This is a genomic window from Streptomyces araujoniae (genome assembly GCF_050871195.1).
Taxonomy (GTDB): domain Bacteria; phylum Actinomycetota; class Actinomycetes; order Streptomycetales; family Streptomycetaceae; genus Streptomyces; species Streptomyces bacillaris.
In genome coordinates, this window is the sequence record NZ_CP194070.1 from 5319991 (window position 1) to 5338700 (window position 18710).

16 protein-coding genes are annotated in these 18710 nt (G+C 73.7%); 12 read left to right on the top strand and 4 right to left on the bottom strand.

All coding sequences use genetic code 11. From position 1 onward, the window contains the following. Nucleotides 1-63: 63 nt before the first annotated feature. From ACQ9ZG_RS23055 to ACQ9ZG_RS23065, 3 genes are all read right to left on the bottom strand, one after another. Nucleotides 64-291, bottom strand: a complete 228-nt coding sequence (locus tag ACQ9ZG_RS23055) for a DUF3107 domain-containing protein (RefSeq protein ID WP_018489160.1) — start codon at nucleotides 289-291, stop codon at nucleotides 64-66. Nucleotides 292-430: 139 nt separating this feature from the next. Then, the gene (locus ACQ9ZG_RS23060) at nucleotides 431-1072 is read right to left on the bottom strand and encodes a TetR/AcrR family transcriptional regulator (protein WP_028416253.1); all 642 of its coding nucleotides are present in this window, start codon (nucleotides 1070-1072) and stop codon (nucleotides 431-433) included. Nucleotides 1073-1284: 212 nt separating this feature from the next. Continuing rightward, a complete protein-coding gene (locus ACQ9ZG_RS23065) occupies nucleotides 1285-1500 on the bottom strand; it encodes an Rv3202a family protein (protein WP_028416254.1) in 216 nt (71 codons plus the stop codon). A 140-nt stretch (nucleotides 1501-1640) separates the two neighbouring features. Here ACQ9ZG_RS23065 and ACQ9ZG_RS23070 point away from each other — a divergent pair, with 140 nt between their 5' ends. From ACQ9ZG_RS23070 to moeZ, 12 genes are all read left to right on the top strand, one after another. After that, nucleotides 1641-2606, top strand: coding sequence for an alpha/beta fold hydrolase (locus ACQ9ZG_RS23070; RefSeq protein ID WP_028416255.1), 966 nt, complete (start codon nucleotides 1641-1643; stop codon nucleotides 2604-2606). 8 nt (nucleotides 2607-2614) lie between these two features. Next, the gene (locus ACQ9ZG_RS23075; RefSeq protein ID WP_499281187.1) at nucleotides 2615-4072 is read left to right on the top strand and encodes a DUF3152 domain-containing protein; all 1458 of its coding nucleotides are present in this window, start codon (nucleotides 2615-2617) and stop codon (nucleotides 4070-4072) included. 78 nt (nucleotides 4073-4150) lie between these two features. Beyond that, nucleotides 4151-4246 (top strand): Ms4533A family Cys-rich leader peptide, encoded by a 96-nt coding sequence (locus ACQ9ZG_RS23080; protein WP_309544399.1) that lies wholly within the window; start codon nucleotides 4151-4153, stop codon nucleotides 4244-4246. 289 nt (nucleotides 4247-4535) lie between these two features. After that, nucleotides 4536-6260: an ABC transporter substrate-binding protein gene (locus ACQ9ZG_RS23085; RefSeq protein WP_181398391.1), complete on the top strand. Its 1725-nt coding sequence runs from the start codon at nucleotides 4536-4538 to the stop codon at nucleotides 6258-6260. A 2-nt stretch (nucleotides 6261-6262) separates the two neighbouring features. Beyond that, complete coding sequence (locus ACQ9ZG_RS23090; protein ID WP_499281188.1) at nucleotides 6263-7252, top strand: ABC transporter permease; 990 nt, start codon at nucleotides 6263-6265, stop codon at nucleotides 7250-7252. Further along, the gene (locus tag ACQ9ZG_RS23095) at nucleotides 7249-8238 is read left to right on the top strand and encodes an ABC transporter permease (RefSeq protein ID WP_028416259.1); all 990 of its coding nucleotides are present in this window, start codon (nucleotides 7249-7251) and stop codon (nucleotides 8236-8238) included. Before ACQ9ZG_RS23090 ends, ACQ9ZG_RS23095 begins: the two co-directional genes overlap by 4 nt. Continuing rightward, nucleotides 8235-10034 (top strand): dipeptide ABC transporter ATP-binding protein, encoded by a 1800-nt coding sequence (locus ACQ9ZG_RS23100; RefSeq protein WP_499281189.1) that lies wholly within the window; start codon nucleotides 8235-8237, stop codon nucleotides 10032-10034. The genes ACQ9ZG_RS23095 and ACQ9ZG_RS23100 overlap by 4 nt, the downstream gene beginning before the upstream one ends. Nucleotides 10035-10224: 190 nt before the next feature. Further along, entirely contained in the window at nucleotides 10225-12093 is a 1869-nt protein-coding gene (locus ACQ9ZG_RS23105) for a DUF3492 domain-containing protein (RefSeq protein ID WP_499281631.1), read from the top strand. 373 nt (nucleotides 12094-12466) lie between these two features. Continuing rightward, nucleotides 12467-13690, top strand: a complete 1224-nt coding sequence (locus ACQ9ZG_RS23110; protein WP_499281190.1) for a hypothetical protein — start codon at nucleotides 12467-12469, stop codon at nucleotides 13688-13690. 192 nt (nucleotides 13691-13882) lie between these two features. Beyond that, nucleotides 13883-14848, top strand: a complete 966-nt coding sequence (locus ACQ9ZG_RS23115; protein WP_018489149.1) for an NAD-dependent epimerase/dehydratase family protein — start codon at nucleotides 13883-13885, stop codon at nucleotides 14846-14848. Further along, nucleotides 14836-15675, top strand: a complete 840-nt coding sequence (locus tag ACQ9ZG_RS23120; protein ID WP_499281191.1) for a spherulation-specific family 4 protein — start codon at nucleotides 14836-14838, stop codon at nucleotides 15673-15675. The genes ACQ9ZG_RS23115 and ACQ9ZG_RS23120 overlap by 13 nt, the downstream gene beginning before the upstream one ends. Before the next feature lie 99 nt (nucleotides 15676-15774). Then, nucleotides 15775-16953, top strand: a complete 1179-nt coding sequence (gene moeZ, locus ACQ9ZG_RS23125; protein ID WP_018489147.1) for an adenylyltransferase/sulfurtransferase MoeZ — start codon at nucleotides 15775-15777, stop codon at nucleotides 16951-16953. Nucleotides 16954-17049: 96 nt separating this feature from the next. Here moeZ and ACQ9ZG_RS23130 read toward each other — a convergent pair whose 3' ends face one another. Next, complete coding sequence (locus ACQ9ZG_RS23130; protein ID WP_109915559.1) at nucleotides 17050-18642, bottom strand: alpha/beta hydrolase; 1593 nt, start codon at nucleotides 18640-18642, stop codon at nucleotides 17050-17052. Nucleotides 18643-18710 lie beyond the last annotated feature (68 nt).

Sequence of the window (18710 nt, forward strand, 5' to 3'; positions counted from 1 at the left end):
CGGCCCGGCGGGAAGATCCCGCCGGGCCGCTCCCGTGCTCACCGGCTCACCGCGTCCAGAGGACTACAGCGCGCCGAACCCCACACGCCGGGTGGTCGGCTCACCGATCTCCACGTACGCGATGCGGTCGGCCGGTACCAGGACCTTGCGGCCCTTGTCGTCCGTGAGGCTCAGCAGCTCCGCCTTGCCGCCCAGTGCAGCGGCGACCGCGCTCTCGACGTCCTCGGCGGAAAGCCCGCTCTCCAGAACGATCTCGCGGGGCGAGTGCTGCACCCCGATCTTGACCTCCACGGCTATGTCCCTCCGACGGTCAGTCCCTGCGCGGTGAACCGCGCCGTACGCAGCCACATTAGCCCGGTGGGAGCACGCCTCACGGCCCGACCGGCATCGCCCGCAGCGAACACGCGCCGGGATCCGGCCGGACGGGGGGTCAGTGCTGCTCGACGCCGTGCAGCGGGAAGCCCGCGATGCCCCGCCAGGCCAGCGAGGTGAGCAGCTGCACCGCCGTGTCGCGCGGGATGCCGGAGCGGCTGGAGAGCCAGTAGCGCGCCACGACCTGCGACACGCCGCCGAGCCCGACCGCCAGGAGCATCGACTCGTCCTTGGAGAGCCCGGTGTCCCCGGCGATCACGTCGGAGATCGCCTCGGCGCACTGGAGGGAGACCCGGTCCACCCGCTCGCGCACGGCGGGCTCGTTGGTCAGGTCCGACTCGAAGACGAGCCGGAAGGCGCCGCCCTCGTCCTCCACGTAGGCGAAGTAGGCGTCCATCGTCGCCTCGACGCGCAGCTTGTTGTCGTTCGTCGACGCCAGTGCCGTCACCACGGCCTGGAGGAGCGACTCGCAGTGCTGGTCCAGGAGGGCCAGATACAGCTCCAGCTTCCCGGGGAAGTGCTGGTAGAGCACCGGCTTGCTCACCCCGGCGCGCTCGGCGATGTCGTCCATCGCGGCGGAGTGGTAGCCCTGTGCGACAAAGACCTCCTGCGCGGCGCCCAGCAGCTGATTGCGTCGGGCGCGGCGGGGAAGACGCGTGCCCCGCGGGCGCGCTGCCTCTGTCTGCTCGATGGCGCTCACGCCGCCTCCCAAATGTGTGTTCCAGCACAGCCGATCCGTACACGCTGCGCCGTACAGCCATCGTACTTTCGGGTAACCCCGGTGCGCGCGGCGCGGACGCAGAATTTCACGTACCGGACGGCTGCGGAAGCCGTAGTTCTCCGAGGTCACGGGCAAAGCGGGTCGTTCCGTCGGTAATCGTCCCCGCAATCGCCTCCGGCGACCGCCCCGGCCTACCGGTAGTCGTCCTCGTCGAGCGGGATCACCCTGCGCTGTTCGGCCACATCGGCCTCGTCGGCGGCGGCCAGGTCGGCGGCCTCCGGCTGCTCGTCGTCCTCGGGCCGGACGTCCGTGCGCTGCTCGACGGCGTCCGCCTCCGGGGTCTCCGGGCCGGAGGTCCCCGGCTCGGAGTCGGTGAAGGTGTCCGGGTCGCTCGGGTCGACCGTCATCTGTGGCTCCCTTTCTTCCCTGAGGTTCTTCCCCCCGTAGCTGCTCCCTTCGCAGCGTAGGAGCAACACTCCTACCCCGCGATGCGGCCTGTGACCGCGAACACATGAACTGGTACGTGATCGTCTCGTAACATTGCCGCATGTCTTCGACCGAGCTGCCGGGTGCCCAGGCCGTCGCCGCGGCGGCGGCTCCCACGGTCAGCGCCGTCCGGGTCGCCGAGGGGGAGCGGCTGCGCCCGGTGGCCCTGCCGGGGCTCACGCTGAGCGTCCGCTCCCGGCCCGCGGACCGGACGGGACTGCCTCCCGCGCTCTTCGTGCACGGGCTCGGCGGCTCCTCGCAGAACTGGTCGGCGCTGATGCCGCTGCTGACGGACGTCGTCGCCCCCGAGGCCGTCGATCTGCCCGGATTCGGTGACTCGCCGCCTCCGGACGACGGCAACTACTCGGTCACCGGGCACGCCCGCGCGGTGATCCGGCTGCTCGACTCGGGTGACCGCGGCCCCGTCCATCTGTTCGGCAACTCGCTGGGCGGCGCGGTCGCCACCCGGGTGGCCGCCGTCCGCCCCGACCTCGTGCGCACCCTCACCCTGATCTCCCCCGCGCTGCCCGAGTGGCGGGTGCAGCGATCCGCCGCGCCGACGGCCCTCCTGGCGGTGCCGGGGGTCGCTCCCCTGTTCGCCCGGCTCACGAAGGACTGGACGGCGGAGCAGCGGACCCGCGGAGTCATGGCACTCTGTTACGGCGATCCGGCACGGGTCTCCGACGAAGGCTTCCGCAACGCGGTGGCCGAGATGGAGCGCCGGCTGGAACTGCCGTACTTCTGGGACGCGATGGCGCGTTCGGCCCGGGGCGTCGTGGACGCGTACACCCTGGGCGGCCAGCACGGACTGTGGCGCCAGGCCGAGCGGGTGCTCGCACCGACCCAGCTCGTGTACGGCGGGCGGGACCGGCTCGTCTCGTACCGGATGGCACGCAGGGCGTCCGCGGCCTTCCGCGACGCCCGGCTGCTGACCCTGCCCGACGCGGGGCACGTGGCGATGATGGAGTACCCGGAGGCGGTCGCCCAGGCGTTCCGGGAGCTGCTGGACGATTGCGGCGGGAGCTGATCCGGGGCGTGGGACGACACAGCCGAAAGGGCGCCGAGGCCACCCGCCCGGACGCCGCAGCGGCGGAACAGGGCGCCCGGAGCGCCGTACCCCGGCCCGCCTCCGGCACCGGCCGGCGCAGGCGCCAGGGGCCGATGGGTCCGGCCGAAGGGCCCGCGCCCTTCGAGGACGCCCCCCAGGTGCGCGGCGGCCACCCCGAGAGCCACGAGCCGGGCGGCGGCTGGGGTGCCGGGCCGGCGTACGCCGGTCAGCAGCAGCACGCGACTCCGTACGCCCAGCCGTACGGGCCCCCCGGCCGTCGGCCCCAGGATCAGGGGCAGGATCAGGGCCGTGGCCCCGGCCAGGGGGCCGTACCCGGCCAGGGCCGTGGTCCCGGCCAGGACCAGGAGGCCCGGGAGCAGGCCGTGGCGCGTCAGGTGTCCGCCCAGCGGGCCGCCGCCCAGCGCGCCGCCGACGAACGGACCGCGCGGCAGCCGGCCGCCGGGCCCGGCGCGATGCCGGGCCCGCGCCGGGAGTTCGTCGAGGCCTTCGACGGCACCCCCGAGGACGAGGCGGCCGCCCCGGCCGTGTCCTCCGGCGCGGACGCCCCCGAGGGACCGGGCGGTGACCCGGACGGGACGGCCCCCGGCCGCCCCGGCCCGAAAGGGAGCAGGGGGCGGACCTTCACCGGGATCGCCGCCGCCGCCGTGACGACCGTCCTCGCGGTCGTGGTGGCCGGGCAGGTCGCCGACGACTCCGCCGGCCGGGAGGCCGCCGCCGCCCGTGCCGCGGGCGTCGAACGGGACGGCGGCGAGGGCGCGTCGCGCTCGGACGCCCGGCCCACCCCCGAGAACCCGGCGAGCAGGCCGCCCGAGGTCAAGCCCCTCTCGTACGCGGAGAAGCTGGCGCAGCCCTATCCGGTCGCCGCGGACCTGAAGGCGACCGGGGCGTTCGAGGCAGTGCCCGGACTGGCGAAGGCGCCCGGCAAGGGGCAGAAGTACCGCTACCGGATCGATGTCGAGAAGGGGCTCCCCCTCGATGCCGGTCTCTTCGCGGAGGCCGTGCAGAGGACGCTGAACGACAACCGGAGCTGGGCGCACAACGGTGCGATGACCTTCGAGCGGATCTCCTCGGGGAGCCCCGATTTCGTGATCACGCTCGCCAGTCCGGGAACGACCGGTGAATGGTGTGCGAAATCCGGTCTGGACACCACGGTCGACAATGTCTCGTGCGATTCCGCCTCGACCGACCGCGTGATGATCAACGCTTATCGCTGGGCGCAGGGTTCCGCCACCTTCGGCCCGAAGAATCTGCTGGCCTACCGTCAGATGCTCATCAACCACGAAGTCGGCCACCGGCTCGGACACAATCATGTGAGCTGCCGCACGCCCGGCGCCCTGGCCCCCGTGATGCAGCAGCAGACGAAGACCCTGGACATCGACGGGATCAAGTGCAAGCCCAACCCCTGGGCGTACCCGGACAGTTGACAGTCGCTGTCCGCATGGTGAGATGGCCGTCCTGGTCGGCTTTGACAGCGATCAAGGCGGCCGTTCATATTGATCGGCATGTCACGCAGCCCCGCACCCTCCGAGATCGCCGCCCTTGAGCTGGCGCTTCTCGGCGTGACCGGGCACTGCGTAGCCGACATTCTCTGTCGCTGACGCCCGTCCGAGCGCGCTGTCGGCCTTCTCCTTTTCCGTGACCCGCCCATGAGCCCCCGAACGGCTCCGGCGGGTCCGTGACCGCCGCGCCCGACGTACTCCGTCCGCAGGCGCGGCAGATGTCATTCCGACGGCCCGGGTGCGATACCGGCGCCTTCTTCCGCTGCCGCCCGTGCGGATTCCCCTCCCTTTCCCGCGTGGTCCCCCGTGCCGTTCCGCACGGGCCGCCACGCGTGTCATTTCATGTGCCATCCACCGCGGCACCAGCATTCCGAGAGGTCGTCTTCCGATGCGTCAACCGTCCCCCATAGCCCGCCGCGTGGCCGCCGCCACCGTCGCCCTCGTCCTCGCCGCGGGTGCCGCGGCCTGCGGCCCGGAGGACAGCGAGGGCGGCGACAGCGGTTCCGGGGCCGAGGGCACGCCGCGGAAGGGCGGCACCCTCACCGTCCTGAACCGCAACCCCCAGCAGGACTTCGACCCCGCCCGGCTCTACACCTCCGGCGGCGGCAACATCCCCTCCCTCGTCTTCCGCACCCTCACCACCCGCAACCGCGAGGACGGCGCCGAGGGCGCGAAGGTCGTCCCCGACCTCGCCACCGACCTGGGCAGGCCCAACGAGGACGCCACGGTGTGGACGTACACCCTGAAGGAAGGGCTCACGTACGAGGACGGCACCGCGATCACCTCCGCCGACATCAAGTACGGCATCGAGCGCTCCTTCGCCGCCGAACTCTCCGGCGGCGCCCCCTACCTGCGGGACTGGCTGATCGGCGGCGCCGACTACCAGGGCCCGTACAAGGAGAAGAAGGGGCTCGACTCCATCGAGGTGCCCGACGACCGGACCATCGTGTTCCGGCTGAACAAGCCCGAGGGCGAGTTCCCCTATCTGGCGACCCAGACCCAGACCACCCCCGTACCCAAGGCCAAGGACACCGGCACCACGTACGAGGAGCACCCGGTCTCCTCGGGCCCGTACAAGGTCGTCTCCAACGAGAACGACGGCGAGCGGCTGATCCTGGAGCGCAACCCGCACTGGTCAGCGGCGACCGACGAGGAGCGCAAGGCCTACCCCGACCGCATCGACGTCCGCTCCGGACTCGACGCCACCGTCATCAACCAGCGGCTCTCCGCCTCCCAGGGCCCCGACGCCGCCGCCGTCACCACCGACACCAACCTCGGCCCCGCCGAACTCGCCAAGGTCACCGGCGACAAGAAGCTCGCCGCCCGCGTCGGCACCGGCCACTTCGGCTACACCAACTACATCGCCTTCAACCCGGAGGTGAAGCCCTTCGACGACCCGAAGGTGCGCCGGGCGATCGCGTACGCCGTCGACCGCACCTCGGTCATCAACGCGGCGGGCGGCTCCTCGCTCGCCGAGCCCGCCACCACCTTCCTCCCCGAACGGGACTTCTTCGGCCACACGCCCTACGACCACTTCCCGGCCGGGAGGACGGGCAACGCCGAGAAGGCCAGGGAACTGCTGAAGGAGGCCGGGCACGAGAAGGGGCTGACCGTCACTCTCACCCACTCCAACGCCAAGGACTTCCAGACCAGCCCGGAGATCGCCACCGCGGTCCAGGCCGCGCTCCGGAAGGCCGGGATCACCGTGAAGCTCCGGGGGCTGGAGGACAACGACTACTCCGACACCACCCACGACGCCACGAGGACGCCCGGCTTCTTCCTCTCCCGCTGGGGCGCCGACTGGCCCTCCGGCGGCCCTTTCCTGGCCCCGATCTTCGACGGCCGGCAGATCGTCCGGAACGGCTCCAACTACAACGCCGCCTTCCTGGACGACCCCGAGGTCAACAAGGAGATCGACGAGATCAACAAGCTGACCGACCTGAAGGCCGCCGCCGCCCGCTGGGGCGCGCTCGACAAGAAGATCGGCGAGAAGGCACTGACCGTGCCGCTCTTCCACCCCGTCTACAAGCGGCTGTACGGCGAGAGCGTCAAGAACGTCGTCATCAGCGACTGGACCGGCGTGCTCGACGTCTCCCAGGTCGCGGTCAAGTAGCCATGTCCGATGCCCTGCTGGTCCAGGAGGCGGGAGCGGCGCCGGCCGTCGCCCCCGCCCCCGGGGCCCGGTCGTTCCGGCAGAGGCTGCGCGCCCAGCGCGCGGCCTCCGCCGCGGCCCTCGTCGTCCTCCTGCTCGTCCTGGTCGCACTCGCCGCGCCGCTGCTCACCGCACTGGCGGGCCAGGACCCCCACACCTACCACCCCGACCTCGTCGACTCGGCGGCCGGCGGCGTCCCCATCGGCCCCTTCGGCGGCATCAGCGCCGACCACTGGCTCGGCGTCGAACCCCAGACCGGACGCGACCTGTTCGCCCGCATCGTCCACGGCGCCCGGGTCTCGCTCGGCGTCGCCCTCGTCGCCACCGTCCTGCAGATCACCCTCGGCCTGGTCATCGGCCTCACCGCCGCGCTCGGCAGCCGCTGGGTCGACCAGCTCCTCAGCCGGATCACGGACATCAACGTCGCCCTGCCGCTCATGGTCATCGCCCTGGCGCTCCTGGCGATCGTGCCCGACACCTTCCCCCGGCCCGTCCTCATCGCCCTGGTCCTCGGCGGCATCGGCTGGTCCGGTATCTCGAAGATCGTGCGGGCCCAGGCGCTCGCGCTCACGTCCCTCGACTTCGTCGCGGCGGCCCGGCTCAGCGGGCGCGGCAGATGGGCCATCGCCCGCCGCGAGCTGCTGCCCTCGCTCGCCGCCCCCGTGATCACGTACGGCGCCCTGGCCTTCCCCTCCAACATCGTCGCGGAGGCGGCCCTCTCCTTCCTCGGCGTCGGCATCAAACCGCCCACCCCGTCCTGGGGCCAGATGCTCACGGAGGCCAACACCTGGTACCAGGCCGCCCCCACCTATCTGCTGCTCCCCGCCGGACTCCTCTTCGTCACCGTCCTCGCCCTCACCGTCCTCGGGGAGGGCATCCGCACGGCGCTCGACCCGCGCGCCGCCTCCCGGCTGCGGGTGGGCACGAAGAACAGCAAGGGGGGCGGGGCATGACCGGGTTCCTGATCCGGCGGCTCGGCGGAGCGGTCCTCGTCCTGTTCGCCCTGACCGCCATCCTCTACGGCATCTTCTACGTGGCCCCCGGCAACGTCGCCCAGCTCGTCTGCGGCCCGCGCTGCTCACCCGCCCAGCTCGCCCAGGTCACCGGCCAACTTCGGCTGGACGACCCGCTGTACGTGCAGTACGGGCACTTCCTCCAGGGCATCGTCGCGGGCCGGGACTTCTCCACCGGCACCGGTGTGGAGCACTGCTCCGCGCCCTGCCTCGGCGTCTCCTACCAGTCCGACCAGCAGGTCACCCAGCTGATCCTGGCCAAGCTCCCGGTCACCGGCTCGCTGGTCGTCGGCGCCTTCGCGGGGTGGCTGCTGCTCGGCGTGGGCACCGGCGTGCTCTCCGCCTGGCGGCGCGGCCGGCCCACCGAACGCGTCCTGACCTGGCTGACCCTCGCGGGCTCGGCCACGCCCGTCTTCGTCATCGGGCTGCTGCTCATCATCGTGTTCTGCTCCACCCTCCAGTGGCTGCCCGCCCCGGGTTACGTCCCCTTCGCGGAGGACCCCGAACAGTGGGCCTGGGGGCTGCTGCTGCCCTGGGCGTCGCTGGCGCTGATCGAGTCCGCCAAGTACGCGCGGCTGACCCGCAGCGCCATGCTGGAGACGCTCGCCGAGGACCATGTGCGCACCTTCCGCGCGTACGGGGTCGGGGAGCGGGCCCTCGTCGGCCGCCACGCGCTCCGGGGCGCGGTGGCACCCGTCATCGCGCTCAGCGCCCTGGACTTCGGCACGATGTTCGGCGGCGCGGTGCTCACCGAATCCCTCTTCGGCATCCCCGGCATCGGGCGCGAACTGGTCAGCGCGGTCAAGCTCGTCGACCTGCCCGTGGTGGTCGGCATGGTGCTGGTGACCGGGTTCTTCGTCGTCCTCGCCAATGCCGTCGCGGACCTGCTGTACGCGCTGGCCGACCGACGGGTGGTCCTGTCATGACAACGTATGAGCCTCTGGCGGAGCCCTTGGTGGAGGTCGCCGGTCTCACCGTCGACTTCGGTTCCGTACGGGCCGTGGACGGGCTCTCCTTCACCCTGGAGGCGGGCGGCGCGCTCGCCGTGGTCGGGGAGTCCGGATCCGGAAAGTCCGCCTCCGCCTACGCCCTGCTCGGCCTCCACCGGGGGACCGGCGCCCGGGTCGGCGGCACCGTCCGCGTCGCCGGTACGGACGTGAACACGGCCGACGACCGCCAACTGCGGGCCCTGCGGGGCGCGCGGGCCGCCCTGGTCTTCCAGGACCCGCTCTCCTCGCTCGACCCCTACTACCCGGTGGGCGACCAGATCGCGGAGGTCCTCCGGGTCCACCGCCGCGTCTCCCGCCGGGCCGCCCGCGCCCGGGCCGTGGAGGTGCTGGACCGGGTCGGCATCCCGGACGCGGCCCGCCGCTCCCGGCTCCGCCCGCACGAGTTCTCCGGCGGGATGCGGCAGCGGGCGCTCATCGCGATGGCCCTGGCCTGCGAGCCCCGGCTGATCGTGGCCGACGAGCCGACGACCGCGCTCGACGTCACCGTCCAGGCCCAGATCCTGGACCTGCTGCACGACCTCCGCCAGGAGACCGGCATGGGGCTGCTGCTGGTCACCCACGATGTGGGCGTGGCCGCCGAGAGCGTGGACGAGGTGCTGGTCATGCGCGCCGGCCGGGAGGTGGAGCGCGGGCCGGTGGCCCGGGTGCTCGGCTCCCCGCGCGCGGCGTACACGAAGGAGCTGCTGGCGGCGGTGCCGAGGGTGGAGACGCGGAGGGTGGTGCCTGCGGGGCCGCCGGGTGCGGTGCCCTCCCCGCGCGCCGCCGTGGGGGGTGCCGCCGACGGGGGCGCGGGCGAGGTCTCCGTACCGCTGCTCGAAGCCGCCGCGGAGGCCCCCGTACGGCTGCTCGGAAGCGGCGCGGAAGCCTCCGTACCGCCGCCCGGCAGAGTGGCGGAAGTACCGCTGCTCGAAGCCTTCGACCTGCGGCGGGAGTTCGGGCGGGGGAGCGGGCGGACGGTGGCCGTGGGCGGGGTCTCGCTCGCCGTGCACGCCGGGCGGACGCTCGGCGTCGTCGGGGAGAGCGGCAGCGGCAAGACCACGCTCGGCCGGATGCTGGTCCGGCTGCTGGACCCGACGGCGGGCCGCCTCCGTTACGGGGGTACGGAGATCGGCTCGCTGTCGGAGAAGGAGCTGCGGCCCTTCCGGCGCGAGCTGCAGATGGTGTTCCAGGACCCCGTCGCCTCCCTCAACCCGCGCCGTTCGGTGGGGGAGTCCGTGGCCGACCCGCTGCGGGCCGCCGGGGAGCGCGACGAGGAGCGCGTACGGGACCGGGTGGGCGCACTCCTGGAGCGCGTCGGGCTGGACCGGGCGCACTTCGAGCGCTACCCGCACGAGTTCAGCGGCGGGCAGCGCCAGCGCATCGGGATCGCCCGCGCCCTGGCCGCCGATCCGAAGGTCATCGTCTGCGACGAAGCGGTCTCCGCGCTCGACGTCACCACCCAGGCCCAGGTGGTCGCCCTGCTCGCCGAACTCCAGCGGGAACTCTCCGTCGGCCTGGTCTTCATCGCCCACGACCTCGCCGTGGTCCGGCAGGTCAGCGACCATGTCGCCGTCATGCGCGGCGGCCTGATCGTCGAGCAGGGCCCCGCCGACGAGGTGTACGAGAACCCCCGGGACCCGTACACGCGGCAGCTGCTGGCGGCCGTTCCCGCGCTCGATCCCGGGCTCGCGGCGGCCCGCCGGGCGGCCCGCAAGGAGCTGGCCGCAGCCTGACCCTCCGTGACAACGGACCGCCTTATCGCGACGGAACGCGACGGGGGCGGGAAAGTTACGACGGTTCACCCCTTTCGGTGGCGCGACGGACAACCGTCCGTCGCGCCACCGGCCTGTCCGCTTACGGTCGTCCCGCTGCGAGTCGCCGTTCCAACGGCGGCTGCCCACAAGGGAGATCGGGGGTGTGCTCGTGCGGATCGGACTGCTCACGGAGGGTGGCTACCCGTATGCGACCGGTGAGTCCAGGCTCTGGTGCGACCGGCTGGTGCGCGGGCTGCCGCAGCACGAGTTCGACCTCTTCGCGCTGAGCCGCTCCGCCGGGCAGGAGGACCAGGGCCTGGTCCGGCTGCCGCACCACGTCGGCCGGGTGCGGACCGCGCCGCTCTGGACACCGGAGGACGGCACCTCGCGCGGCAGCGGTGAACGCGGCCTGCTGGCCCGGCTGGTGACCGGCGGGGGCGTCTCCTACGGCCGGCGCGACCGCAGGCGCTTCGCCGCCTGTCTGACGGAGCTCGCCACCGCGGCCTGCGCCTCCGAGGACGCCGGCGCCGACCCCGCGACCGACGGGGCCCCGGGCGCCGAACTCTTCACCGAGGGCTTCTACGGCCTGGCCGAGCTGGCCCGCGAGCGCGGCGGACTCCCCCTCGCCCTGCGCTCCGAGACCACCGTACGGATCCTGGAGGCCGCCGCCCGAGCCCGGGGCGCGGGCCACATCGTGCGGAGCGCCACCGTCGTGGACCACCTCGCCTTCGCCGCCGAGCTGGAGCGCGTCCTGCGCCCGCTCTCGCTCGACTGGTACGACCCCGAGAGCCTCGGCGCGGTCGACCTCTGCCACGCCGCCTCCGGCGGGGCCGCCGCGATCCCGGGGCTGCTGGCCAAACGCTTCTTCGGGGTGCCGCTGCTCATCACCGAGCACGCCGTGCAGCTCCGGGCGCACCACCTGGCCGCGCCGGACGCGCCCTTCGGCGCTCCGGTCCGCGCCCTCCTCGCCCGCCTCCACGCCCTGCTGGCCGCCGAGGTCTACCGGCAGGCCGCGCTCGTCGTCGCGGGCAACACCCACGTACGCCGCTGGCAGCAGCGGTGCGGCGCCGGCCCGGCCAAGCAGCGCACGGTCTACCCGGGCATGGCCGCCGAGCGGTTCGCCCGGGTCGGTGAGCACGACGACCGGGGCGGCCCGGACACCCTGGTCTGGGTCGGCCGGATCGAGCCCGCCAAGGACCTGATCGCCCTGCTCCATGCCTTCGCGGAGGTCCGCCGTGCCGAACCGGACGCCCGGCTGCGGATCTTCGGCGCCCCGGCGGAGGGCGAGGAGGCCGCCACGTACCTCGCGCACTGCCGGGCGCTGGCCGCCCAGCTCTTCCCCGACGAGGCCGCCGGCGCCCACGCCGAGGGCGTCAGCCCGGTCACCTTCGAGGAGATCGGCGGCCCCGAGGTCCCCGACCTCGCGGAGGCCTACGCGGCGGGCGGTGTGGCCGTCCTCTCCAGCGTCGTCGAAGGCTTCCCGATCGGCCTCGTCGAGTCGATGCTCTGCGGCCGGGCCACGGTCTCCACGGATGTCGGAGCCGTCGTCGAGGTCATCGGCGGCACCGGCCTGGTCGTGCCCCCGCGCAACCCCCGGGCGCTCGCGGATGCCTGCATCGCGCTGTTGCGCGACCCCGAGCGCCGTGCGCGCCTGGGTGCGGCGGCGCGGGCCCGCGCGCTCGAACTCTTCACCGTCGAACAGAATCTCGCGGCATTTCGCGGCATTTACCTGGAGCTGATCTCGCAGGCTCCGGTCCGGCGGGAGCCCGACGGCGATCCCCTCCTCTTCGCCACCCCACCGGAGGCCCGCCTCCCCGGGCCCTGGACCCGGCCCCGGGCCGCGCTGACCGGACCGTACCGGGCCGCTGCCTCGGCGGCGGACGGGTCCGAGCGTGCGGTGGGGGAGGGGCAGGCGGTGGCGGCTGAGGAGCGTGCGGCGGCTGAGGTCCGTGCCGGGGCCGGGCAGCGCGCGACGGCCGGGGAGCGGGTGCGCGTCTGTGCGGCCGCCGAGCGGGGACCGGGGGACGGCGATGCGTGACCGACCGACCCGCCCCGAACAGCGAGAAGGGACCACGGTGCCTGCCGACACCACCCCGGCCGCCGCCGAGCCGGTCGAGCCCGCCGCCGGGGCTGCTGAGCCCGAGTCCGCCGCGGGGGCTACGGACGCCCCTGCCTCAACGCTTCCCGCCGCCGGGCCCGCCGTGCCTGCCGGGGCTGCTGGGGCTGCTGAGCGCGTCGAGCCCGCTGCGGGGGCTATGGAGGCTCCCGCCCCAACGCGTCCCGGCGCTGAGGCTGCCGGGCCCGCTGGGCCTGCCGTGCATACCGTGCATACCGCGCATACCGCGCATGCTGAGCCCGTCGAGCCTGCTGCAGGGGCTAGGGAAACCCTTGCCCCAACGCCTCCCGTTGCTGTGCCCGCCGTTCCCGCCGAGCCCGCCGCCGAGGCCACGGACGACCCCCGCCCCGCCCCGCCCGCCGCCGGGGCTACGGAAGCCCCCGTCCCAGTTCCCCTCCGCCCCGCCGAGATCCCGGCGCGCGCCGGGCAGCGCAGGCACTCCGTCCCCGTGCGCCGGGGGCCCGCCGACCCCGTGAAGTCGCTGATGCACCACCATCGCGCCCTCTGCGAACGGGCCGTCAGCCCGCTGGAGATCGCCGCCGGCCTGGAGGCCCACGGGCTCACCGACCGGACCGCCGCCCGCTACCGGCACCGGGACGTCTTCGCGCTGGCCGAGGAGTTGTACGCCCGCACCCCGGCCGGGCCCGCCGAGGCCCCGCCCCCGGTGGCCGCGGCCCCCCGCCCGGACGCCGGGACCCGCGCCGGGTGGACGCTGCTCGCGCTGCTGCCCGGCGCCGCCTGCCTCGCCACCGCCGGGGCGCTCCGGCTCACCGAAGGGGCGCTCGGCGGGGGAGCGCGGGCCGCCGTGACCCTCACCGGCGCACTTCTGGCCTGCCTGGCGCTCCGGCTCTGCCTCGGCCGGGGGCCCTTGCGCGCCCCCGAAGGAGCGGGCCGCGCCGGGCTGTACGCCTGCTGGCTCCTGAGCTTCGCGGTGTACGGCGAGGAGCTGATCGCCCAAGTCATCAGCGGCGGCCCGGACGGACCCTGGCAGCCGGCGCCCGCCCCGCTGCTCGGACTCGCCGCCGCCATCGCCCCGGCCGCCTGGTGCGCGCACCTCTTCACCGTGCGGGCCCGCCGCAGACTCGGCGGCAGCCGCGCACTGGACGAGTTCGGCGCGGGAGTGCGCCCCCTGCTCCTGGGGTCCGTGGCCCTCTTCCTCTGCGCCCTGCTGCCCCTGCTGCACCTGGCCGACCTCGGCCTCGGCGGCACCGGGGCGCCGGTCGCGGCCGCCGCCCTCGGGGTGCTGTTCTTCCTGGCCCGGCTGCTGGCCGCCCACGGACTGCCCGAACCGGGCACCGCCGCGCTGGCCGCCGCCTGTGCCGTGGAGGCCGCGGCCCCCGCCCTCGTCCTCGCCGCCCGGCTCCCCGGCCTCGATCCGCTGGCCCGGCCCGTCCACGCCCTCGTCGAGGCGGGCGGCACCGGAGCCGTCCCCGCCCTGGCCTGCGGCGCGGCGGCGCTCGGACTGCTCGTCCACGCCTCCGCCGCGCTCTCCCGGGCCTCCGCCCACACGAGGACCTGACCGGCCCCGCCCCCGTACCCCCGAAACCGCCACCCCCCGAACCGCACCACCGCACCACTCCCGCGGAGCCGACGCCGCGGGCGTTCCCCACCGGACCGACCCACCGATCGACCGATCCACCAAGGAGTAACCCGCCATGACCCCCCAGTCCCCCGCACCGGCAGCACGCCGTCGGCACCGAGGCGGTGCGCGATGAGGGTGCTGCTGCTCGGAGCCAACGGATTCCTCGGCCGCTTCGTCGCCGACCGGCTGCTGGCCGACCCCGCCGTCCACCTCACGGCCCTCGGGCGCGGCGACGACGCCGACGTCCGGTTCGACCTCGCGGGCGGGAGCCCGGGAGCGCTCACCCGCTTCCTGGACGCCGTCCACCCCGGCGTCGTCGTCAACTGCGCGGGCGCCACCCGCGGCGGCGCCCGGGAACTGACCCGCCACAACACCGTCGCCGTCGCCACCGTCTGCGAGGCCCTGCGCCGCAGCGGCTGCGGGGCCCGGCTCGTCCAGGTCGGCTGCGCCTCCGAGTACGGCCCCTCGCAGCCCGGCTCCTCCACCGCCGAGGACGCCATCCCGCGCCCCGGCGGCCCGTACGGCGTCAGCAAGCTCGCCGCCACCGAGCTGGTGCTCGGCTCGGGCCTGGACGCCGTCGTGCTCCGGGTCTTCTCGCCCGTCGGCCCCGGCACCCCCGCCGGTTCCCCCCTCGGCCGGCTCGCCGAGGCCATGCGCCGGGCCATGCAGGCGGGCGACGGCGAGCTGAAGCTCAGCGGCCTCGGCGTGCAGCGGGACTTCGTCGACGTACGGGACGTGGCCCGGGCCGTCCACGCCGCCTCGCTCTCCGCCGCCCAGGGCGTCGTCAACATCGGCACCGGGCGCGCCGTCCGGCTCCGGGACGCCGCCGCCGTGCTGGCGCGGGTCGCCGGGTACGCGGGCGCGCTCCACGAACTGGACTCGCCGCCTCCGCGCCTCCCCATCGGCGCCCCGCGCACCTCCGCCGAGTCGGTGATCGAGCACCTCTCCGCGACCCCGTCCCCCTACCCGGACGGCTGCGGGGCCTGGCAGCAGGCCGACGTCCGCACCGCCCGGGACCGGCTCGGCTGGCGCCCCCGGATCAATCTGGAGGAGTCGCTCGCGGACATCTGGATGGAGGCGGCATGCCGTATCTGACCGCCCCCGCCGACACCCTCAGGACCGCGGGCGGCGAGCAGCTCGGCTTCGGCGTGCCCGGCTACGCCCACCCGCTGCTCGCCCCCGCCGAGTGGGCCGAGCTGGCCCGCCCCGGCACCCCGCTCCACTGGGCCGTCCTCAACATCGCGGGCGGCCCCGGCACCCGGCCCGACCCGCACTGCCTGGCGGCGGCCGGGCGGCTCCGCAACGCCCGGGAGCGCGCCCTGCACGGCGAGGAGCCGGACGACTCCGTACGCGCCTGCGGCGGCCGGCTCCTCGGCCATCTCGATCTGGCCCACGGCGAGCGGCCGTTCGACGAGCTGATCGCGGACGCCCGCTCCTTCGTCGACTGGTACCGGGTCGGTGGCTTCTACCTGGCCCGCTGCCCCACCGAGCGGGCCGAGCTGCCCGCCGTCCGCCGGCTCACCGCCACCCTCCACGCGCTGCTGGCGGAGAGCGACAGCGCGGACGACGGCGGACGGCTCGTCCTCGGCCACGGTACCCAGCCCCACCCCGGATACGCGGAGGCGGCCGACCAACTGGTGACCTTCCAGGGCCCGTGGACCGACTACCGCTGGTCGCAGGTGGCCGAGTGGACGGCGGACTATCCGCCGAGCCGGTTCGCGCACTTCGTCCACGGGGTGCCCCGCACCCATCTCGACGAGGCGATGCGCGTCGCCCGCTGGCAGGGCGCCGGAACGATCTTCTTCACGGACCGGGGCGGGCAGAGCACCGACGGACGGAGCGGACAAACCGATCCATTCGCGGCGCTGCCCAGGTACTGGGACGAAATCGTCTCGCGGATCGGACCTGGTATCTCGGAATGAGAAGGGGCGTGGCAGTGTTACCGGAAGAACAACCGTACGTAGTCGATGTACGCGCAGTCGATGTACGTAAATCCGACCACCTGCATTGTTGAGGTTCCTGTGTCGCTGCCACCCCTGGTCGAGCCAGCCGCCGAGCTCACCGTCGACGAGGTCCGCAGGTACTCCCGCCACCTGATCATCCCGGATGTCGGGATGGACGGACAGAAGCGCCTGAAGAACGCGAAGGTGCTCTGTGTGGGCGCCGGCGGTCTCGGCTCACCGGCCCTGATGTACCTGGCCGCGGCCGGGGTCGGCACGCTGGGCATCATCGAGTTCGACGAGGTCGACGAGTCGAACCTGCAGCGCCAGATCATCCACAGCCAGGCCGACATCGGCCGGTCCAAGGCGCAGTCCGCCAGGGACTCGGTGCTGGGCATCAACCCGTACGTCGACGTGATCCTGCACGAGGAGCGGCTCGAAGCCGAGAACGTGAAGGAGATCTTCGCCCAGTACGACCTGATCGTGGACGGCACGGACAACTTCGCCACCCGCTATCTGGTCAACGACGCCGCCGTGCTGCTGAAGAAGCCGTACGTCTGGGGTTCGATCTACCGGTTCGACGGCCAGGCCTCGGTGTTCTGGGCCGAGCACGGCCCCTGCTACCGCTGCCTCTACCCGGAGCCCCCGCCGCCGGGCATGGTCCCCTCCTGCGCCGAGGGCGGCGTGCTGGGCGTGCTCTGCGCTTCGGTCGGCTCGATCCAGGTGACCGAGGCCATCAAGCTGCTCGCCGGCATCGGTGACCCGCTGGTCGGCCGTCTGATGATCTATGACGCCCTGGAGATGCAGTACCGCCAGGTCAAGGTCCGCAAGGACCCCGACTGCGCGGTCTGCGGCGAGAACCCGACCGTCACGGAACTCATCGACTACGAGGCCTTCTGCGGCGTCGTCTCCGAGGAGGCCCAGGAGGCGGCGGCCGGCTCCACGATCACTCCCAAGCAGCTCAAGGAGTGGATCGACGGGGACGAGAAGATCGAGATCATCGACGTCCGCGAGCCGAACGAGTACGAGATCGTCTCGATCCCGGGCGCCAAGCTGATCCCGAAGAACGAGTTCCTCATGGGCACCGCCCTCCAGGACCTTCCGCAGGACCGCCGTATCGTCCTGCACTGCAAGACGGGTGTCCGCAGCGCCGAGGTCCTCGCGGTCCTCAAGTCGGCGGGCTTCGCCGACTCGGTGCACGTGGGCGGCGGCGTGATCGGCTGGGTCAACCAGATCGAGCCCGAGAAGCCGGTCTACTAGAGCCTGCCCGTGCCTCTGTAGTCCCGCTCGTCCTGTTTCTTCGTACGGAAAAGGGGCCGGTCCACCTGGTGTGGACCGGCCCCTTCCCCGTACGCGTCACCCGCAGGTCAGGCCGTCGTCCGGAACCTTCCCGTCCAGGAAGTACGCGTCCACGGCCGAGGTCACACACGGGCTCTCGCCGTACGCCCCGTGCCCCTCGCCCTTGTTGGTGACCATGATGCCGACGCCCTTGCCCAACTCGTCGGCCATCCGCTGCGCCCCCTCGTAGGGCGTCGCCGGGTCGCCGGTCGTGCCGATGACCAGGATCGGCGCGGCGCCCGGCGCACTGGTCTCCGGCGTCTCGCGCTCCCCGTCGACCGGCCACCGGGCGCACCAGCCCGCGGTGTCCCAGGCCAGGAACGGCCCGAACACCGGGGAGAGCCCGCGGAATTCGGGCAGCAGCGCGCGGGCCTCGTCGACCGTGGGGCGGGCCTTGGAGTCGGCGCAGGAGATCGCCCGCTGGGAGTGCGCCTGGGTGTCGTAGCGCCCGTCCTCGTCGCGCCCGTTGTACGAGTCGGCGAGACGGAGCAGGCCGTCGCCCCTGCCCTCCTTCTCCGCCTCGTCCAGGGCGGCCGTCAGCTCTGGCCAGTTGTACCGCGAGTACAGCGGCGTGACGATGCCCGTGATGGCGAGGGACTCGGTCAGCTCACGCCCCGACGAGGTCGGCAGCGGCTTCTCGTCGAGCCGGGCCAGCAGCCGGGCGATCCGCTCCGAGCCTGTCTTCGGGTCCTGGCCGCGGTCCTTGAGGTAGTTCTCCAAAGCGCGCTGGAACCCCGTGGCCTGATTGCGGGCGTGCCCGATGCCGTCGGCCGTCGGGTCGACCACCGCGTCCAGGACGACCCGCCCCACCCGGCCGGGGAAGAGGTGCGCGTACGTCCCGCCCAGCTCCGTACCGTACGAGAAGCCGAGATACGACAGCTTGTCGTCGCCGAGGACCTGGCGGATCAGGTCCAGGTCACGGGCGGCGTTCGACGTGCCGACATGGGGGAGGACCGTGCCCGAGCGGCGCTCGCACCCCGCGCCGAAGGCCGCGCCGTCCTCGATGAACGCCGTCTCCTCGGCCGCCGTGTCCGGGGTCAGGTCCACCGTGCGGAAGGCCTGCTCCTGCTCCTCGTCGGTGCGGCAGCGCACCCCGGAGCTGGCGGCGACCCCGCGCGGATCGAACCCCACCAGGTCGTAGCGGGAGTTGAGCTTCCCGTACGAACCGGCCGCGCGCGGCAGTATGCCGACCCCCGAACCGCCGGGGCCGCCGAAGTTGAACAGCAGCGAGCCGATCCGGCGGTCCTTGTCGCGGGCCTCCTTGCGGATCAGCGCGATGGAGATGGTCTCCCCGGACGGCTTCCCGTAGTCCAGGGGCACCGTCACGCTCGTGCAGCGCCAGTCGCGGCCGGGCGCCCGGCCGTCGGGCGGGGCCGTACAGCGCTTCCAGTCCGGGCGCTGGGAGGTGAGGGAGGAGGGCAGGGCCGGGGACCCGGGCGTGTCCTTCAGCTCCGGCGAAGGGGAGGCGGAGGAGTCACGGGGGCGGCCGTCCGTGGTCGCGTCCGGCTCCCGGTCCGTACCCGGCAGACCGCACCCCGCGAGCAGCCCCGCCGCCAGCAGGGCAGCCCCCGCCCGCACGGCTCTCCCACGGGTCCTGCGACGCGCGGTCATGGTCCGGCTCCCCTCCCCGAGGCCCGCGGCCGGTGGTGACGCGACGGGCGTGTGCTCTGTCCCGCCAT